Origin of the sequence: Streptomyces sp. NPDC051364 (genome assembly GCF_040682115.1) — a bacterium.
GTDB lineage: Bacteria > Actinomycetota > Actinomycetes > Streptomycetales > Streptomycetaceae > Streptomyces.
The window spans coordinates 233482-253014 of the sequence record NZ_JBFBAH010000010.1 but is presented as its reverse complement, the minus strand read 5'-3'; the positions used below and the strand labels follow the sequence as shown (position 1 = coordinate 253014).

Annotated in this window: 3 protein-coding genes; all 3 read left to right on the top strand. The window is 71.9% G+C overall.

From position 1 onward, the window contains the following. The first annotated feature begins 16 nt into the window (after nt 1–16). Genes AB0M76_RS22860 through AB0M76_RS22850 form a run of 3 tightly spaced genes read left to right on the top strand, consistent with a single transcriptional unit; the run spans nt 17 to nt 19462 of the window. Nucleotides 17–7774, top strand: coding sequence for an amino acid adenylation domain-containing protein (locus AB0M76_RS22860; RefSeq protein WP_365954627.1), 7758 nt, complete (start codon nt 17–19; stop codon nt 7772–7774). A 10-nt stretch (nt 7775–7784) separates the two neighbouring features. After that, nucleotides 7785–15566: an amino acid adenylation domain-containing protein gene (locus AB0M76_RS22855; RefSeq protein ID WP_365954626.1), complete on the top strand. Its 7782-nt coding sequence runs from the start codon at nt 7785–7787 to the stop codon at nt 15564–15566. After that, a complete protein-coding gene (locus AB0M76_RS22850; protein ID WP_365954625.1) occupies nt 15566–19462 on the top strand; it encodes an amino acid adenylation domain-containing protein in 3897 nt (1298 codons plus the stop codon). Before AB0M76_RS22855 ends, AB0M76_RS22850 begins: the two co-directional genes overlap by 1 nt. Nucleotides 19463–19533 lie beyond the last annotated feature (71 nt).

Below are 19533 nucleotides of genomic sequence, written 5' to 3'. Positions count from 1 at the left end.
CCGATTTGGAGAAACAATGATCCCGTTGTCGTTCGCGCAGCGTCGGCTGTGGTTCGTGGACCGGTTCGAAGGCCCTTCGCCGACCTACAACGGCGCTTTCGCCCTGCGGCTGACCGGTGAGCTGAACGTGGGTGCGCTGGAGACGGCGCTCCGCGATGTCATCGACCGGCACGAAGTCCTCCGCACGGTGATCGTCGAGGGCGACGACGGCATCCCGCACCAGGAGGTGCTCGCGTCCGGCCACAAGCCCTTCGAACTGCCGGTCATCGAGGCCGCGGAGGAGAAGCGGGCGGCGGCGGTCGACGCGGCTGCCGTCGAGACCTTCGACCTGGCCACCGACGTGCCGATCCGCGCCACGCTGGTGCGGACCGGCACGCTCGACCACACCCTGGTCCTCGTGGTGCACCACATCGCCCTGGACGGGGAGTCCCTCGGGCCGCTGCTCCGCGATCTCACCACGGCGTACTCGGCCCGCAAGGAGGGCGACGCCCCCGTGTGGGAGCCGCTCCCGGTGCAGTACGCGGACTACACGCTGTGGCAGCAGGACATGCTCGGCGACGAGTCCGACCCGGACAGCCTGGCGGCCAGGCAGCTGGAGTACTGGCGCGAGGCCCTGGCCGACATGGCGCAGCCCCTGGCCCTGCCGACGGACCGCCCGCGCCCCAAGATCACGAGCCCCCGCGGCGACCTGGTCAAGTTCCCGATCGAGGCCGACCTGCTCCGCGCCGTGGAGAAGGTGGCCGCGGAACAGGACACCACGGTCTCCATGGTCATGCAGTCGGCGCTGGCGGTGCTCCTGCACCACCTCGGCTGCGGTGACGACGTACCCCTCGGCGCGCCGATCGCCGGCCGCACCGACGAGGAGCTGCGGGACCTCGTCGGATTCTTCGTCAACACCTGGGTGCTGCGCGTCGACCTCTCCGGGAACCCGACCTTCCTCCAGCTGCTCCAGCGGGTGCGGGACCGGGCCCTTGCCGCGTACGACAACCAGGACATGCCGTTCGAGCGCCTGGTCGAGCAGCTCAACCCGGACCGGTCCACCGCCTACCACCCGTTCTTCCAGGTGATGCTCGCCTGGCAGGAGCCCTTGGGGGACCTGGAGTTCGCCGGCCTCGGTGTCGAGTCCGAGACGCTCGAGACCGGAACGGCCAAGTTCGACCTGTTCTTCAACATGATCCCGGACGGCGCCGGCGGGGCCGGAGTCCGTCTGGAGTACGTCACCGACCTGTTCGACCGGGCGACGGTCGAGCGCCTCGCGGACCGGTTCGTGCGCGTGCTGGGCGAGCTCGTGGCCGACTCGGAGCGCGCCATCGGCGGCATCGACGTGCTCGACGCGGCCGAGCGGGACCTTCTGCTCGTCCGGTTCAACGACAACGCCACGGCGGCGTCCGAGCTGACGGTCCCCGAGCTGTTCGAGAGCCAGGCGGCCAGGACGCCGGACGCCCCGGCGATCCTGTGCGACGGCCGGACGCTGACCTACCGGGAGCTCGACGACCGGGCGAACGCCGTCGCGTGGGAGCTGGTCCGGCGCGGTGCCGGTCCGGAGGACCTGGTGGTCCTGGCGCTGCCGCGCACCGAAGACCTCGTCGTCGGCCTGCTCGGCATCCTCAAGTCCGGTGCCGGCTACGTGCCGATGGACCCGCAGTACCTCGCCGGACGCGCGGAGACCGTGCTGTCCGAGGCGCGCCCGCGTTTCGTGGTCACCGACACGGCGACGGCGCAGGACCTGCCGCAGAACGACATGTCGAGCATCAACCTCGACCTCCGCGCCGCATGGGACGCGCCCCAGGGGCCGCTGGACAACACCGGCCGCATCTCGCCGCTCGGCCCGGACAACCTGGCGTACGTGATGTACACCTCCGGCTCCACGGGCAAGCCGAAGGGCGCGGCGATCACCCACCGCAGCGTCGTCAACGGCGTGCAGGAGCTGGTGCGCGTCATCGACGCGCCGACCGGCTGGAAGATGCTCGCCGGCACCTCGGTGAACTTCGACGTCTCGGTCTTCGAGCTGCTGACCACCCTGTCCACCGGCGGCACCGCCGAGGTCGTGCCGAACGCGCTGGCGCTCGCCGAGCGGGACAGCTGGGACGGCCACGTCATCAGCGGTGTCCCCTCGGTGCTCGGCGAACTCGTGGGGCACCTGGACAAGGCAACCGACGTGCGCACGGTCGTGTTCGCGGGCGACGTGCTCCCGGCCCGACTGGTGCGCCAGGTCCGCGAGGCCCTGCCCGGCGTACGGATCGTGAACTCCTACGGGCAGAGCGAGAGCTTCTACGCCACCACCTTCTCCCTCGCGGCGGCCGAGGAGTGGGCGGAGAGCGACGTCGCGCCCATCGGCACCCCGCTCGGGAACATGCGTGCCTACGTGCTGGGCCCGGGCCTCGCCCCGGTGCCGCAGGGCGTGATCGGTGAGCTGTACGTGGTCGGCACCTGCCTCGGCCGCGGCTACCACGACCGCCCGGGCCTGACCGCCGAGCGCTTCGTGGCGAACCCGTTCGCCGCCGGCGAGCGGATGTACCGCACGGGCGACCTGGCCCGCTGGAACGCACGCGGTGAGCTGGAGTGCGTCGGCCGCGGTGACGGCCAGGTGAAGGTGCGCGGCTTCCGCATCGAGACCGCCGAGGTGGAAGCCGCGATCACGCAGCACCCCGGTATCAGCGAGGCCGTGGTGATCAGCCGCGAGGTGGGCTCGGACGGGCGGCGGCTCGTCGCCTACGTGGTGCACACCGGCGAGGGGGCCGTCGGTGACGACGGCGCCGGCGGTATCGGCGACGTGGACGTCCAGGCCGGAGCCTCGTCCGCCGAGCTGCGCAAGTTCGTCGCGGCACGGCTGCCCGACTACATGGTGCCGTCCGCCTTCGTGGCCGTCAGCCGGCTGCCGCTCGGCCCGACCGGCAAGCTGGACCGCTCGGCGCTGCCCGAGCCGGAGTTCCTGGGCGAGGCCTACCGCGAGCCGCGCACCGAGGCCGAGAAGATCATCACCGCCGCGTACGCGGACGTGCTCGGCGTGGACCGGGTCGGCATCGACGACGACTTCTTCGCCGTGGGCGGCGACAGCCTGCGCTCGATCCAGGTCGTGGCCCGCGCACGGGCCCGGGGCCTGAACCTGACCACGCGGGAGATCTTCGAGTGCCGCACCGCGGAGCGGCTGGCCGAGGTGGCCTCCGACCGCAAGGACCAGGTGCCGGTGCTCGCGGAGCTCGAAGGCGGCGGCGTCGGCGAACTGGCGCTGCAACCGGTGGCGCAGCACGTGTTCGAGCACGGCGGAGGGATCAACCGTTTCGCCATGTCGATCGTGCTCGAGCTGCCCACGGGCATCGACGAGAGCGGCCTGGCCGCGACGCTGGACGCCGTCCTCGACCGGCACGACCTCCTGCGCGCGCAGCTGGTGCGCGGCGGCGAGCCCTCCCTCGTCATACGTCCGCAGGGAACCGTACGGGCGGCGGAGCTGATCCGCCGCGTGCACGTCGCCGGCGGGTGGGACGACCCCGCCGCGCTGGAGGCGGCGAAGGCGGAGGTGGACGCCGCGGCCGGCCGGCTCGACCCGGAAGCCGGGACCATGGCCGACTTCGTCTGGTTCGCCGCGGACTCGGGTGCGGGCAGGCTGCTCGTGGTGCTGCACCACCTGGTGGTGGACGGCGTCTCCTGGCGCATCCTCATGTCGGACTTCGCCGAGGCGTGGCAGCAGGTCAAGACCGGCAAGGCGGCCGAGCTGCCCGGGGTCGGCACGTCGGCCCGCCGCTGGGCGGCGGCGCTGGAGTCCGAGGCCCTCTCCCCGGAGCGGGAAGAGGAACTGGACTACTGGCGCGACATGCTCGAGTCGCCGAACCTCCCGCTGGGCGAGCGGGCGTTCGACCCGGCCGTGGACATCATGTCCACCCTCGACACCGTGCGCGTGCAGCTGCCCGCCGAGGTCACCGAGGCGGTGCTGACCAAGCTTCCCGCCGCGTTCAAGGGCACCGGCACCGACGTGCTGCTCGCCGCGCTCGCCCTCGCGGTGAACCGCTGGCGCGGTGACGACCGTTCGACCCTGGTCCGCCTGGAAGGACACGGCCGCGAGGAGGACGTCGTCCCCGGCGCGGACCTCTCCCGGACCGTCGGATGGTTCACCAGCATGTACCCGGCCCGGGTCGACGTGCAGGGCGTGGACCTGGCCGACGTGCTCGCGGGAGGCTCCGCCGCCGGCAAGGCGGTCAAGCTGGTCAAGGAGCAGCTGCGCGGTGTCCCGGACAAGGGACTGGGCTACGGTCTCCTGCGCTGGCTGAACCCGGAGACCGCCCCGCAGCTCGAGGACTACGCGGCGCCGCAGATCGGCTTCAACTACCTCGGCCGGATCTCCGATGCCGACGTGCCCGAGCACCTGCGCGCCGACGGCTGGGTGCCGGCGGACTGGTCCGCCCAGCTGATCCCGATGCCCGACCCGGACCTGCCCGCGCTGTCCGCGCTGGAGGTCAACTCGGTCGTCACGGACACCGCCGACGGCGCCCGGCTCCAGGCCGTCTTCATGTTCCCCACCGGGGTGCTGTCCCGCGAGCGGACCGCCGAACTGGCCGAGCTGTGGGTCGAGGTGCTGCACGGCATGGCCGCGCACGCCGCACGCCCGCAGACCGGCGGGCTCACGCCCTCGGACGCCCCGCTGGTCTCGGTGAAGCAGGACGAGATCGACGACTGGGAGGAGCGCTACGGCAAGCTGGTCCAGGTGTGGCCGCAGGCCCCGGGCCAGTCCGGCATCCAGTTCCAGGCCGCGCTCGCCGACGGGAACTTCGACGTCTACCACATGCAGTTCCTGCTGCACCTGACCGGGCACGTGGACCCGGAGCGCATGCGGGCGGCCGGGCAGGCGCTCCTCCAGCGGTACCCGAACCTGCGCTCCGCGTTCGTGGCCGGAGCCGACGGCGATCCGGTCCAGGTCGTGGCGGAGCACGTCTCCATCCCCTGGCGGCACATCGACCTGACCGGTCTCGACGAGGCCGGGCAGGAAGCGGCGGTCGACAAGGCCCTCGCCGACGACCGGGCCGACCAGCTCGACCCCACCCGGCCGCCGCTGATCCGCCTGGCCCTGCTCACCTGCGGGCCGCAGAAGGCGAAGCTCGTCATCACGGCGCACCACACCCTGTTTGACGGGTGGTCGTCGCCGCTGGTGATCAAGGACCTGGTCCGGCTGTACGGCGGCACCGAGGAGCTCGCCCCGGTCCGCAGCTACGGCGACTACCTGGGCTGGCTGTCCAAGCAGGACCGGGACGCATCGGCCGCCCGGTGGAAGGACGAGCTCGCCGAATTCGACCAGCCGACCCTCCTGGCCGCGGACCTCCCCGAGAAGGGTGAGGCCTCCCGCCTCGGCCGCGTCGAGGTCCCGCTGTCCATCGACAAGGGCCGGGAACTCGCCCGGCGCGCCGCGGAACTCGGCGTCACGCTGAACACGCTGCTCCAGGGCGCGTGGGCGGTCCTGCTCTCGAAGCTGACCGGCCGGAACGACGTCGTGTTCGGCGCGGCCGTCAACGGCCGCCCGGCGGACCTGGTCGGTTCGGACGAGATGGTCGGCCTGTTCATCAACACCCTGCCGACCAGGGTGCGCTGCCGGCCGGACCAGACCGTCGGCGAGGTCATCGCCGACCTGCAGGACCGGCAGATCTCACTGCTCGACCACCACTACTACGGCCTGGCCGACATCCAGCGCGGTGTCGGACTGCCCGCCCTGTTCGACACGATCGTCGTGTTCGAGAACTACCCGATCGACCGCGAGGGCATCGTCGAGGCGAACGACTCGGCAGGCTTCACGATCGACGCGATCCGGCCGTTCGCCGGCTCGCACTACCCGCTCACCCTCAACTCCTCCGACCCGTACCTGCGGCTCTCCCTCGACTACCAGACCAACCTCTTCGAGCGCGACGCGGCCGAGGAGATCGCCGCCCGGCTCGTCCGGGTGCTGGAGCAGGTGCTCGAGGACCCGAAGAAGCCGGTCGGCGCCATGGAGGTGCTGTCGGCACAGGAGCGGGACCGGCTCGTCAAGGGGATCAATGACACGGCACATCCGGTGGCGGCGGACACTCTGCCGGGCGCGTTCGAGGCTCAGGTGGAGCGCACCCCTGACGGTGTGGCGCTGATCGGCGAGCAGGAGACCCTGACCTACGGCGAGTTCAACCGGCGCGCGAACCGGCTGGCCCACTGGCTGGTCGAGCAGGGTGCCGGCGCCGAGCAGCTGGTCGCCGTGAAGATCCCCCGCTCGGTGGACCTGATGGTGGCGATCTACGCGGTGGTGAAGGCCGGTGCGGCCTACCTGCCGATCGACACCGAGCTGCCCGAGGACCGGGTGGGGCGCGTGCTGGACAGCGCGAAGCCGCTGCTGGTGCTGGGTGCAGACCTTCCGGACGTCTCCGGGTACCCCGAGACGAACCCGGAGCGCGCACTGTCGCCGGACAATGCCGCGTACGTCATCTACACCTCCGGCTCCACCGGCCGTCCCAAGGGCGTGCAGGTGGCCCACCGGGCGATCCTGAACCGGCTCAAGTGGGGTCTGGCGCACTTCGACGTCGGCGTCGAGGACCGGGTGCTGCTGAGCACGACGGCCAGTTTCGACGTCTCGGTGCCGGAGATCTTCGCGCCGCTCCAGGTCGGCGCCGCGGTCGTGATCGCGCGTCCCGACGGGCGCCGGGACCCGGCCTACCTCGCCGACCTGATCCAGCGGGAGCGGGTCACCGGAGCGGACTTCGTGCCCTCCCTGCTGGAGGCGTTCGTCAACGAGCCCTCGGCCAAGGAGTGCACCAGCCTGCGCTGGATCGAGGTCGCCGGCGAGGCGTTCCCGCCCGCGCTGGCCAACCGGGTCGTCGAGGTGCTGCCGGGCTGCGGTGTGCACAACCTCTACGGGCCCACCGAGGCGTCCGTCGAGGTCACGGCGTACCAGCACGTGCCGGGCACCGACCGGGTGCCGATCGGCGCACCGGTGTGGAACACCCAGGTGTACGTGCTGGACGAGGCGCTGCGCCCGGTCGCGCCGGGGGTCACCGGCGAGCTGTACCTGGCCGGTACCGGGCTCGCCCGGGGCTACCTGGGACAGCCGGAGCTGACCGCGAACCGGTTCGTCGCCTGCCCCTTCGGCGAGCCGGGAACCCGGATGTACCGCACCGGCGACGTCGTGCGGTGGAACCAGGACGACCAGGTCGAGTACATCGGCCGGTCCGACTTCCAGGTCAAGCTCCGCGGCTTCCGCATCGAGCTCGGCGAGATCGAGACGGCGCTGGCCAAGCACCCGGACGTCGACGGCGCGGTGGCCCTGGTCCGCGAGGACCGCCCCGGTGACCAGCGGCTCGTCGCGTACGTGGTGACCGGCAAGGCGCAGGCCCAGCTGGACCTCACGGCCCTGACGGACCTGGCCCGGGAGAACCTGCCGGAGTACATGGTCCCCTCGGCGATCGTGCCGCTCGCGGCCTTCCCCACCACCCCGAGCGGGAAGCTCGACCGCAAGGCGCTCCCCGCACCGGACCACACGGAAGCCGCCGTGACCGGACGAGGGCCTCGCAACCACAACGAGGAAGTCCTCTGCCGGCTGTTCGCCGAACTGCTGGGTCTGCAGGAGGTCGGCATCGACGCCGACTTCTTCGACCACGGCGGGCACTCGCTGCTCGCCACCCGGCTGACCGGCCGCATCCGCAACGAGCTCAAGGTCGACGTGAAGGTCACCACCGTGTTCCGCAGTCCGACCGTCGCCGAGCTGGCGGCCCGGCTCGAGAAGACGGGCACGTCGAACCGCCCCCAGCTTCGCCCGATGAACGTGTAGGAGTACGTCGATGATCCCGTTGTCCTTCGCACAGCGTCGGCTGTGGTTCCTCCACCGTCTGGAAGGCCCGTCCGCGACCTACAACATCCCGTTCGTGCTGCGCCTGGACGGGCCGCTGGACACGGCGGCCCTGGCCGCGGCGGTGACGGACGTCGTCACCAGGCACGAGAGCCTGCGCACCCTGATCGCCGAGAACGCGGACGGCACCCCGGAGCAGCGGATCGTGCCCGCGCAGGAGGCCGCCCTCCAGTTCCGGGTGGTCGACGTGGCCGCGGACGCGGCGGAGGCCGCGGCCGCCGAGGCCGCGTGCGAAGGCTTCGACCTCGACACGGAACTCCCGCTGCGGACCACCGTGCTGCGGATCTCCCCGCAGGAGCACGTGGTGGTGTTCGTGATCCACCACATCGCCGCGGACGGGGCGTCGATGGCGCCCTTCATGCGGGACCTGCTGTCGGCGTACTCCGCCCGGCAGCAGGGCGGCGCGCCGCAGTGGACTCCTCTTCCGATCCAGTACAAGGACTACACGCTGTGGCAGCGCGAGGTCCTCGGCGACGAGGAGGACCCGGACAGCGTCGCCGCGGCGCAGCTGGACTACTGGCGCACCGAACTGGCCGGGGTCCCGCAGCCGGTCCAGCTCCCGCTGGACCGGCCGCGGCCGACGGCGGCCGACCACCGCGGCGGCCACGTCGACTTCGAGCTGGAACCGGAACTCCTCGCCGGAGTCGGCAAGCTCGCCGGGGCGCACGGCGCCACCGCGCCCATGGTCGCCCAGGCCGTGCTCGCGGTGCTCCTGCACCACCTCGGTGCCGGAAACGACCTGACCATCGGCAGCCCGATCGAGGGGCGCGCCGACGAGCAGCTCGACGACCTGATCGGCTTCTTCGCCAACACCTGGGTGCTGCGCGTCGACCTGTCGCAGAACCCCTCGTTCGGCGACCTGCTGGACCAGGTCCGCGAACGGGCCCTCGCCGCGTACGACAACCAGGACGTTCCGTTCGAGCGCCTGGTGGAGCTGCTGAGCCCGGACCGCACCACCGCGTACCAGCCGCTGTTCCAGGTCATGCTGGCCTGGCAGTTCGAGTGGTCGCAGATCGAGACCCCGGGTCTGCGCATCACCCCCGTCCCGGCCGGCACCGGCACCGCGAAGTTCGAGCTGTTCTTCAACATCGTCCCGGCCCCGGCCGGGGGCGCGTACGGGCGGCTGGAGTACGCGACCGAGCTGTTCGACCACGCCACGGCCGAGAGCCTCGTCGACCGCTACGTGCGCGTGCTGCGCCAGGTGGTCGCCGACTCCGGGACGCGGCTCGGCGGGGTGGACGTGCTCACCGACGCCGAACGCAGCTGGCTGACCAAGCTGAACGAGACGACGGAACCGGTGCGCGGCACGACGGTGCCGGAGCTCGTCGCCGCTCAGGCGGCGCAGACGCCGGACGCGACCGCGGTGGTGTCCGGACCGACCACGTTGTCGTACCGGGACCTGGACATCCGTGCCAACCGGCTGGCTGCGGTGCTGCGGGACCGCGGCGTCGGGCCGGACGTCCTGGTCGCCGTGGCCCTGCCGCGGTCCGCGGACCTGGTGGTCGCGCTCCTCGCCGTGCTCAAGGCCGGCGGTGCCTACCTGCCGATCGACCCCAACTACCCGGCCGCGCGGGTCGACCTCCTGCTCGACACGGCCGGCCCCGCACTGGTGCTGACCGATTATCAGACGGCGCCGACCGTGTCCAAGTGCCGGCAGCCGGTACTCCACCTCAACGACCTGAGCCTCGAGGGCCGGGCCGTCGAGGCCCCGGACGTCCGTATCGGGCCGGACAACCTGGCCTACGTGATGTTCACGTCGGGGTCGACCGGGACGCCCAAGGGCGTCGCCATCACCCATGGCAGCGTGGTCAACGGTGTCCAGGACCTGCGCCGGACCGTGCAGGTCGAGGCGGGCTCCCGGATGCTCGCCGCGACCTCGGTGAACTTCGACGTCTCCGTGTTCGAGATCTTCACCGCGCTGACCGCCGGTGCGAGCGTCGAGGTCGTCCGCGACGTGCTCGAACTCGCCGAGCGCGGCAGCTGGTCCGGCACCACCATCAGCGCCGTGCCCGCGGTGTTCTCCGCGCTGCTCGACCAGATCACCGATGCCCCGGACAGCCTCGAACTCGAGGTGGACACGGTCATCTTCGCCGGCGAAGCCCTGTCGGCCGACCTGGTCCGCAAGGTGCGCCGCGCCCTGCCCGACGTCCGTGTCGTCAACGCCTACGGACAGACGGAAAGCTTCTACGCCGCCACGCACACGCTCCCGCAGCAGTCGGACGGGACCGGTGCGGTACCCGTCGGACAGCCCCTGGCCAACATGCGCACCTACGTGCTGGGGCCGGAGCTCACCCCGGTCGCGCCCGGCGTGATCGGCGAACTGTACGTCGGCGGTCCGATCGCCCGCGGCTACCACGGCAACGGCGCCGTCACCGCGGAGCGGTTCGTCGCATGCCCCTTCGGCCCCGCCGGCGCGCGCATGTACCGCACCGGTGACCTGGCCCGGTGGGACGAGAACGGCCGGCTGAAGTACGCGGGCCGCGCCGACAGCCAGGTGAAGGTCAACGGCATCCGTGTCGAGCCGACCGAGATCGAGACGGCCCTCGCCCAGCACCCCGCGATCGGCCAGGCCGTCGTCACGGTCTGCAGGGACCACACCGGCACCGCGCGGCTCGTCGGCTACGTGGCGCCGGCGGGCGCCGCCGACGGCGAAGCCGCCCCGGCCGCCGGTGTCTCCGCGGCGGACCTGCAGCGGTTCGTGGCCAAGAGGCTGCCGGACTACATGGTGCCCGCGCTGATCGTGGTGCTGGACCGGCTGCCGCTGAACGCGAACGGAAAGCTGGACCGGGCCGCGCTGCCCGAGCCGGAGTTCGCCCGCACCGAGTACCGGGCGCCGCGCAGCGAGGCCGAGCGGGTCCTGGCCGAGGTGTACGCGGACGTGCTCGGCACCGAGCAGGTGGGCGTCGACGACGACTTCTTCACCAGCGGCGGCGACAGCATCCGCTCGATCCAGGTCGTGGCGCGCGCCAAGACGCGCGGCGTCGTGGTCAGCACGCGGGAGATCTTCGAGCAGCGCACGGTCGCCCGGCTCGCGGAACTGGTCGAGGGCCGGGAGGAAGAGGAGCGGGTCGTCCTGGCCGAGCTGCCGGGCGGCGGCGTGGGCTGGGCTCCGCTGCCCCCGACGGGCGCGCACGTGCTCGGCCTGGGCGGCGGAACCGGCCGGTTCTGCATGTCCGCGCTGCTCACCCTGCCCGCGGACATCGACCGCGAAGGTCTGGTCGCCACGCTCCAGGCCGTACTGGACCGGCACGACGTGCTGCGCTCCCGCCTCGACCGGGCGGAGCCCGGCCTGCGCATGGAGCCCGTCGGCAGCGCGGACGCCGGCGCGCTGGTGCACGAGGTCCGCTACGCCGACGCCGACGTACAGGCCGAGCTGGACGCTGCCGCGGACCGGCTCGACCCGGACGCGGGCGTCATGGCCCGGTTCGTGTGGCTCACCTCCGACACGGAGGCGGACCGCCTGCTGATCGTGCTGCACCATCTGGTCGTCGACGGCGTGTCCTGGCGCATCCTGGTGCCGGACCTGGCCGCCGCGTGGAAGCGGATCCGCGAGGGCCTCGCCCCGGAAGCGGCCCCGGAGAGCACCTCGCTGCGCCGGTGGATGCACGCCCTGGCCGACGAGGCGGCCACCCCGGAGCGGGTGGCGGAACTGCCCGTGTGGCAGGAGATGCTCAGCGGCGAGGAGCCCGTGCTCGGCGCCCGGGACGTGGACCCGGCGCGCGATGTCACGGCCACCGCGGACACCGTACGCATCCAGGTGCCGGCCGACGTCACCGCGACCCTGCTCGACACGGTGCCCGCGGTGTTCCGCGGCGGCGTCGACGACGGGCTGCTGACCGGCCTGGCGCTGGCGCTGGCGCAGTGGCGCCGGACGCGCGGCGTGTCCGGGGACTCGACGCTGGTCCGGCTCGAAGGCCACGGCCGCGAGGACCACCTCGTGCCCGGTGCCGACCTGTCCGGCACGATCGGCTGGTTCACTGCGATGTACCCGGTGAAGCTGGACCTCGCGGGCATCGACCTCGCGGACGCGTTCGCCGGCGGCCCCGCCGCCGGCCGGGCGGTCAAGGCCGTCAAGGAACAGCTGCGCGCCGTGCCGGACAACGGCATGGGCTACGGCCTGCTGCGCCACCTGAACACGGAGACCGCCGCCGCGCTCGCCGGACGGCGGGAGCCGCGGATCGGCTTCAACTACCTGGGCCGGGCGTCCAGCGCGGACATCCCCGAGGAGCTGCGGGGCCTCGGCTGGGCACCGGACACCACGCACCAGGACCTGATCGCCGCGCCCGACGCGGACATGCCGGTGCTGTCGGCGCTGGAGATCAACGCCGTGGCCGCCGGTGACGAGCTGACCGCCTACTTCGGCTTCCCGACCGGCGTGCTCACCCGCGACGAGGTCACCGAGCTGGCCGGCCTGTGGGTCCAGGCGCTGACCGCCCTCGCGCGGCACGCCGCCACCCCCGAGGCCGGCGGCCTGACCCCGAGCGACGCGCCCCTGGTCGAGGTGGGCCAGCGGGAGATCGACACCTGGGAGGGCCGGTTCGGCAAGCTCTGCCGGATCTGGCCGACGACCCCGGTGCAGTCCGGGATGCTGTTCCACACGATGCTGTCCGGCGCCGAGTTCGACGCCTACCACATGCAGCTGGTGTTCCACCTGTCCGGCGACGTCGACCCGGAGCGGATGCACCGGGCTGCGCAGGCCCTGCTGGCGCGCCACCCCAGCCTCCGCGCGGCGTTCGTCAACCGGGCGGACGGCGACGTGGTGCAGGTGGTGCCGGAGACGGTGTCGCTGCCGTGGCAGCACCTCGACCTGACCGCCCTCGACGAGGCGGAACGGACCGAGCAGTTCGAGGCGTTCCTCGCCGGCGACCGGGGCGCCCACTTCGACGTGACCACCCCGCCGCTGATCCGCGTGGCGCTCGTCGTCCTCGAGCCCGGCCGCGCCGAGCTCGTGATGACCGCCCACCACGTGCTCATCGACGGCTGGTCCATGCCCCTGCTCATGCGGGACCTGCTGCTGCTCTACGCGTCCCACGGCGACCCGGCCGGTCTGCCCGCGACCCGCGACTTCGGCGATTTCCTGTCCTGGCGCGCCCGTCAGGACCAGGCGGAGACCGCCCGGGTGTGGGCGGCCGAGCTGGAAGGCGTCGAGGAGCCGACCCTGCTCGCTCCCGGCTCCGAAGGCGAAGGCGGGGGCGAGGGCGTCGGCCAGGTCGACATCACGCTCCCCGAGGACGAGGCCCGCGCCCTGGGCCGGCGCGCCACCGAGCTGGGCGTCACCGTCAACACCCTGGTCCAGGGTGCCTGGGGGCTGCTGCTCGGCCAGCTCACCGGCCGCCGGGACGTGGTGCTCGGCGCCACCGTCTCCGGGCGCCCGCCCGAGGTGACGGACGTCGACTCGATCGTCGGGATGTTCATCAACACCCTTCCCGTACGCGTCGAGTACGGGCCCGGCGACACCCTCGCCGAGGTCCTCACCCGGCTGCAGAGCCGACAGGCCCGGCTCCTGGACCACCACTACCACGGGCTCACGGAGATCCAGCAGTCCGTCGGCCTGAAGTCCCTCTTCGACACGCTGGTCGTCTTCGAGTCGTACCCGGTCGACGAGGAAGCCATCGGCGCTGCCTCCGACGCCGCGGACGGGATCGCCTTCACGGGCCTGCGCGCGGCCACGGGCACCAACTACCCGCTGACCCTGATGGCGGCGCTCGACCCGCACCTCCACTTCATCCTCCAGTACACGCAGGGCGTCTTCGAGCAGGACGCCGTGGAGGTGCTGGCGGCCCGCCTCGTGCGGATCCTGCGGCAGCTGGCGGCCGGCCCCGACCTGAAGGTCGCCGAGGTCGACATCCTGGATCCGGCCGAACGCGACCGGCTGCTCACCGAGTTCAACGACACGGCCGTCCCGACTCCGGACGTCACGGTGAACGAGCTCGTCGAGGCACAGGCGGCGCGGACCCCGGACGAGGTCGCCGTGGTCGCCGAGGGCGAGTCGCTCACGTACCGCGAGGTGGACGCCCGGGCCAACCGCCTGGCGCGCGAACTGGCCGGACGCGGGGTGGGCCCGGAGTCGGTGGTCGCGGTGTCGCTGCCGCGGTCGGCCGACCTGGTGGTCGCACTGCTCGCGGTCCTGAAGGCGGGCGGCGCGTACCTGCCGGTCGACCCCAAGTACCCCAGCCACCGCCTCGAGGCCATCCTCGGGGAGGCGCGACCGCGCCTGGTCCTGACGGACTCCACGACGGTCGCGGTGCTGCCGGAGCACGACGCCCCGGACGTCTTCCTCGACACGCTCGACCTGTCCGGGGACGACACGGGCCTCGAACTGCCGCGCCATGCGGACCAGCTGGCGTACGTCATGTACACCTCCGGCTCCACGGGCAAGCCCAAGGGCGTCGCCATCACGCACGCCAACGTGGTCAACGGCGTGCTGCGGCTCGCCTCCCGCGTGGGCATGGAGCCCGGCAAGCGGCTCCTCGCGGGCACGTCGGTCAACTTCGACGTCTCGGCGTTCGAGATCTTCACGACCCTCGCCTGCGGCGGCGTCGTCGAAGTGGTCCGGGACGTCCTGGTCCTGGGCGAGCGGGTCGGGGGCTGGAGCGGCAGCGTCATCTCCACCGTGCCGTCCGCCTTCGCCGAACTCGTCGACGAGATCTCCGGCCGCACCAGCGTGGAGACGGTCGTCTTCGCCGGCGAGGCCCTGCCCGCGTCGCTCGTCGAGAAGACGCGCAAGGCCTTCCCGGGCGTACGGGTCGTCAACGCCTACGGGCAGAGCGAGTCGTTCTACGCCACCACCTTCGCCGTCGACGGCGACATGCAGGCCGGGGCGGGCAGCACGCCCGTCGGCACCCCGCTCGGCAACATGCGGGCCTACGTCCTCGGCCCCGGCCTGACCCCGCTGCCGCCCGGCGCGGTCGGCGAGCTGTACGTCGGCGGAAGCGTGGGCCGCGGTTACCACGGCCGCGCCGAACTGACCGCAGAGCGCTTCGTCGCCGACCCGTTCGGCCCGTCCGGCTCGCGCATGTACCGCACCGGTGACCTGGCGCGCTGGAACGCCGACGGCCGGCTGGAGTACGCGGGCCGCGGAGACGCGCAGGTCAAGGTGCGCGGCTTCCGCGTCGAGCCCGGCGAGGTCGAGGCCGCGGTCACCGCGCACCCCGGGGTCGCGCAGGCCGTCGTCATCGCCTGCGAGGGTCGCGCCGGCAGCTCCGGCAAGCAGCTGGTCGCGTACGTCGTGCCCGTCGTCACCGGGGACGGCACGACGACCGGCGACGGCTCGGGCCTGTCGACGAAGGAGCTGCACGGCTTCGTCTCGGAGCGGCTGCCGGACTTCATGGTGCCGGCCGCCTTCATGCTCCTCGACCGGCTGCCGCTCGCCCCGAACGGCAAGCTGGACCGGGCCGCGCTGCCCGAACCGGAGTACAACGGCGCCGCCTACAGGGCGCCTCGAACCTCCCGCGAGGAGACCCTGGCCAAGCTGTTCGCCGAGGTGCTCGGTGTGGACCGGGTCGGCATCGACGACGGCTTCTTCGAGCTCGGCGGGCACTCGCTGCTCGCGACTCGGCTGATCAGCCGCGCCCGCGCCGAGATGGGGATCGAGATACCGATCCGGAAGATCTTCGACCTGCCGTCGGTGGCCGCGCTCGCCGCCTGGTCGGAGGAGTCGGCCGCTCCCCGTCGCCCCAGCTTGCGCCAGATGATCGTTAAGGATGTGAAGTAATGATTCCGCTGTCATTCGCACAACGTCGTATGTGGCTCCTGCACCAGCTGGAGCGGGGGGCGGCGACCTACAACATCTCGGCGGCGTTCCGGCTGACCGGAGCCCTGGACCAGGACGCCCTCGTCGCAGCGATCCGCGACGTGGTCGACCGGCACGAGATCCTGCGCACCACGTACGCGACGGACGACGACGGCGAGCCCTACTCGCGGATCCTGACGGTGGCGGAGGCCTCGCCCCAGGTGCAGGTGGCCGACGTGGCGCCCGAGGACATGCGCCGCGCGATCGACGAGGCCGTCTCGCACGGGTTCGACCTGGAGGGCGAACTCCCCTTCCGGGCGCACCTGCTGCGCTGTTCCCCCCAGGAGCGCGTCCTCGTCATGGTCGTCCACCACATCGCCTCGGACGGCAGCTCGAGCGCGCCGATGATGCGGGACCTGATCGCTGCCTACGCCGCCCGCCAGGACGGCCAGGCGCCGCAGTGGGAGCCGCTGCCCGTGCAGTACAAGGAGTACGCGCAGTGGCAGCGCGAGGTGCTCGGCGAGGTGTCCGACCCGGAGAGCCTCGCCGCGCAGCAGGTCGAGTACTGGCGCAAGCAGCTGGACGGCGTGCCGCAGCCGCTGAACCTGCCCACGGACCGCCCGCGGCCCGCGGAGGCGAACTCGCACGGCGAGACGATCGGCCTCTCCGTGGCGGCGGAGGTGGCGGCCGGGCTGCAGAAGCTGGCCGACGAGCGCGGTGCGTCCATGTCGATGGTCCTGCAGGGCGCGCTGGCGGTGCTGCTGCGCAAGCTCGGCGGCGGGGACGATCTGACGATCGGCTCCCCGATCGCCGGGCGGACCGACGAGGCGCTGGCCGATCTGATCGGGTTCTTCGTCAACACCCAGGTGCTGCGGGCGGACCTCTCCGGCAACCCGACCTTCACCGAGCTGCTCGCCCAGGTGCGGGAAAAGGCGCTGACGGCCTACGAGTACCAGGACGTCCCGTTCGACCTGCTCGTCGAGGCCATCAACCCCGAGCGCTCCGCGTCCTACCAGCCGCTGTTCCAGGTGATGTTCGCCTGGCAGAGCTACCAGAAGCCGGACCTCGGGATCCCCGGGCTCGACGTGAAGTTCGAGCAGGCCATCCCGTCGACCGCCATGGTCGACCTGTTCTTCAGCCTGACCGCGGACGAGTCGGGCGCGCTGCGGGGCGACCTCCAGTACGCGACCCAGCTGTTCGACCGCGCGTCGGCCGAGGTGATCGCCGCCCGGCTCGTCCGGGTGCTGGAGCAGCTGGCCGCCGATCCGAGCGTGCGCGTCGGCGACGTCGACGTGCTGAGCGCGGCCGAGCGGGTGCGGCTGGTGCGGGACGTGAACCCCGCCGGCAACGACATCCCCGAGGCCACCCTGGTCGAGCTGTTCGAACGCCAGGCGGCGCAGCGGGCGGACGAGGTCGCGGTCTCCCACGAGGGTGACACGCTCACCTACGGCGAGGTCAACGCCCGGGCCAACCGGCTCGCGCGGCACCTCGTCGCCCAGGGCGTCGGCCCCGAGTCCCTGGTCGGAGTCTGCCTGGAGCGCTCGGCCGAGCTGGTCGTCGCGCTGCTCGCGGTGCTCAAGGCGGGCGGTGCCTATCTGCCGATCGACCCCGACTCCCCGGCCGACCGCATCGCGTACATGGTCCAGGACGCCCAGCCGGTCCTGCTGGTCACGACCAGTTCGAACGCTGCCGCGCAGGGGCTGGACCAGGACCTCCCGCTGGTCCATCTCGACCGGGCCGGGGCCTTCGCCGAGGAGACGGCCGCCGACCTCACCGACGCCGAGCGCCGCACGGCCCTGCGCCCCGAGCACCCGGCGTACGTGATCTACACCTCCGGGTCGACCGGCCGCCCCAAGGGCGTGCTGATCCCGCACAGCAACGTGGTCGGGCTCTTCAGCGCCGCCGAGGACTTCGCCTTCGGCGCGGACGACGTGTGGACCCTCTTCCACTCCTACGCCTTCGACTTCTCGGTGTGGGAGCTGTGGGGGCCGCTGCTGCACGGCGGACGCCTGGTCGTGGTCCCCTACGACGTCTCCCGCTCCCCGGGCGACTTCCTCCAGCTGCTCGCCCGCGAGCGGGTCACCGTCCTCAACCAGACGCCCTCGGCCTTCTACCAGCTCGTCCAGGCCGACGCGGATGCCCCCGGCCAGGACCTGGCGCTGCGGTACGTGGTGTTCGGCGGCGAGGCCCTCGACCTGAACCGCCTTGCGGACTGGTACCAGCGCCACGCCGGCGATGCGCCGGTGCTGGTGAACATGTACGGCATCACCGAGACCACGGTGCACGTCACCCGCATCGACCTCGACGAGAACTCCGCCGCCCGCTTCCGCGCCAGCGTGATCGGCCCGGCCATCCCGGGCCTGCGCGCCTACGTCCTGGACGCGAACCTCCTGCCGGCGCCCACCGGCGTGACCGGGGAGCTGTACGTGGCGGGCTACGGCCTGGCCCGCGGGTACCACGGCCGGCCGGACCTGACCGCGGGACGGTTCGTCGCGTGCCCCTTCGGCGTGCCGGGCGAGCGGATGTACCGCTCCGGCGACCTGGTCCGCTGGAGCCGGAACGGTCAGCTGGAGTACGTGGGCCGGGCCGACACCCAGGTGAAGATCCGGGGCTTCCGGATCGAGCTGGGCGAGATCGAGAACGTGCTGGCCGGGCATCCGGGTGTGGCGCAGGCGGTGATCGTGGTGCGCGAGAACCACGAGGACGACAAGCGCATCGTGGGCTATGTGGTGCCCGAGTCCGACGACGCGTCGACCGGTGCGCTGTTCGCCGAGCTGTCCGAGTACATGCGCGAGCGCCTCCCGGACTACATGGTGCCCTCGGTGGTGATTCCGCTTTCGGAGATCCCGCTGACCTCGAACGGCAAGCTCGACCGGCGGGCACTGCCCTCGGAGGACACGAACACCGTGGTCAGCCGGGAGCCGCGCAACGCCTTCGAGCAGAAGCTGTGCGCCCTCTACAGCGAGCTGCTCGGCCTGGAGAAGGTCGGCATCGACGACGGCTTCTTCGCGCTCGGCGGGCACTCGCTGCTGGCCACCCGGCTCAGCGTCCGCATCCGCAACGAGTTCGACATAGACATTCCCATCAGGACGGTCATCAAGTACCCGACGGTGGCCGAGCTGGCCGCGCTGATGCTCGCCGGCGGTGTTCCCGCGGACGACGCCGACTCGTTCGGGGTCGTGCTGCCCCTGAACACCGATCCCGGTACGGGCAAGGCGCCGGTGTGGTTCTTCCACGGCGGCGGTGGGCTGGGCTGGGCGTACTACAGCTTCGTGCTGCACCTGCAGGACCGGCCGGCCTATGCCCTGCAGTCCCGCGGCTCCGACGGCGTGGACACGCCGGCGGGCTCCGTGCAGGAGATGATCGACGACTACGTCGCCCAGATGCTGGAGATCCAGTCGGACGGGCCCTTCAACCTGGTCGGCTGGTCCTACGGCGGCACCATCGTGCAGGCCGTCGCGGACGCGCTCGACCGGCTCGGGCACGAGGTCTCCCTCGTGGCCATCCTGGACGCCCAGCCGGGTGGACACGGGTTCACGGAGGTACACGCCGGCAAGGAGTCCTCGGACTACCGGGCGGAGCTCGAGGACGACTTCAGCCAGTACATCCGGATGGGCAACCGGCAGGGCTTCCTCGACACCATGTCGAAGGTCATGGCCAACAACACGAACCGCATGATGGATTTCGAATCGCCGGTCTACCGCGGCGACGTGCTGTATTTCAACGCGACGCTCGAGGAGAAGTCGTACGCGCACCTGTGGCGCCCGTACGTCGGCGGTTCCCTCGAGGTGCACGAAATGCACGCCACGCACCACGAAATGCACATGCCCGCACCCGTGGCCGAATTCTTCGAGGTCGTCAGCAGCAAGCTGGCGTAGCGACCGGACATCCATGTCCCGGAACTGTTCGAAAAACGATCGTATGGATGATTGGGGTTGGTCGGGGTGAC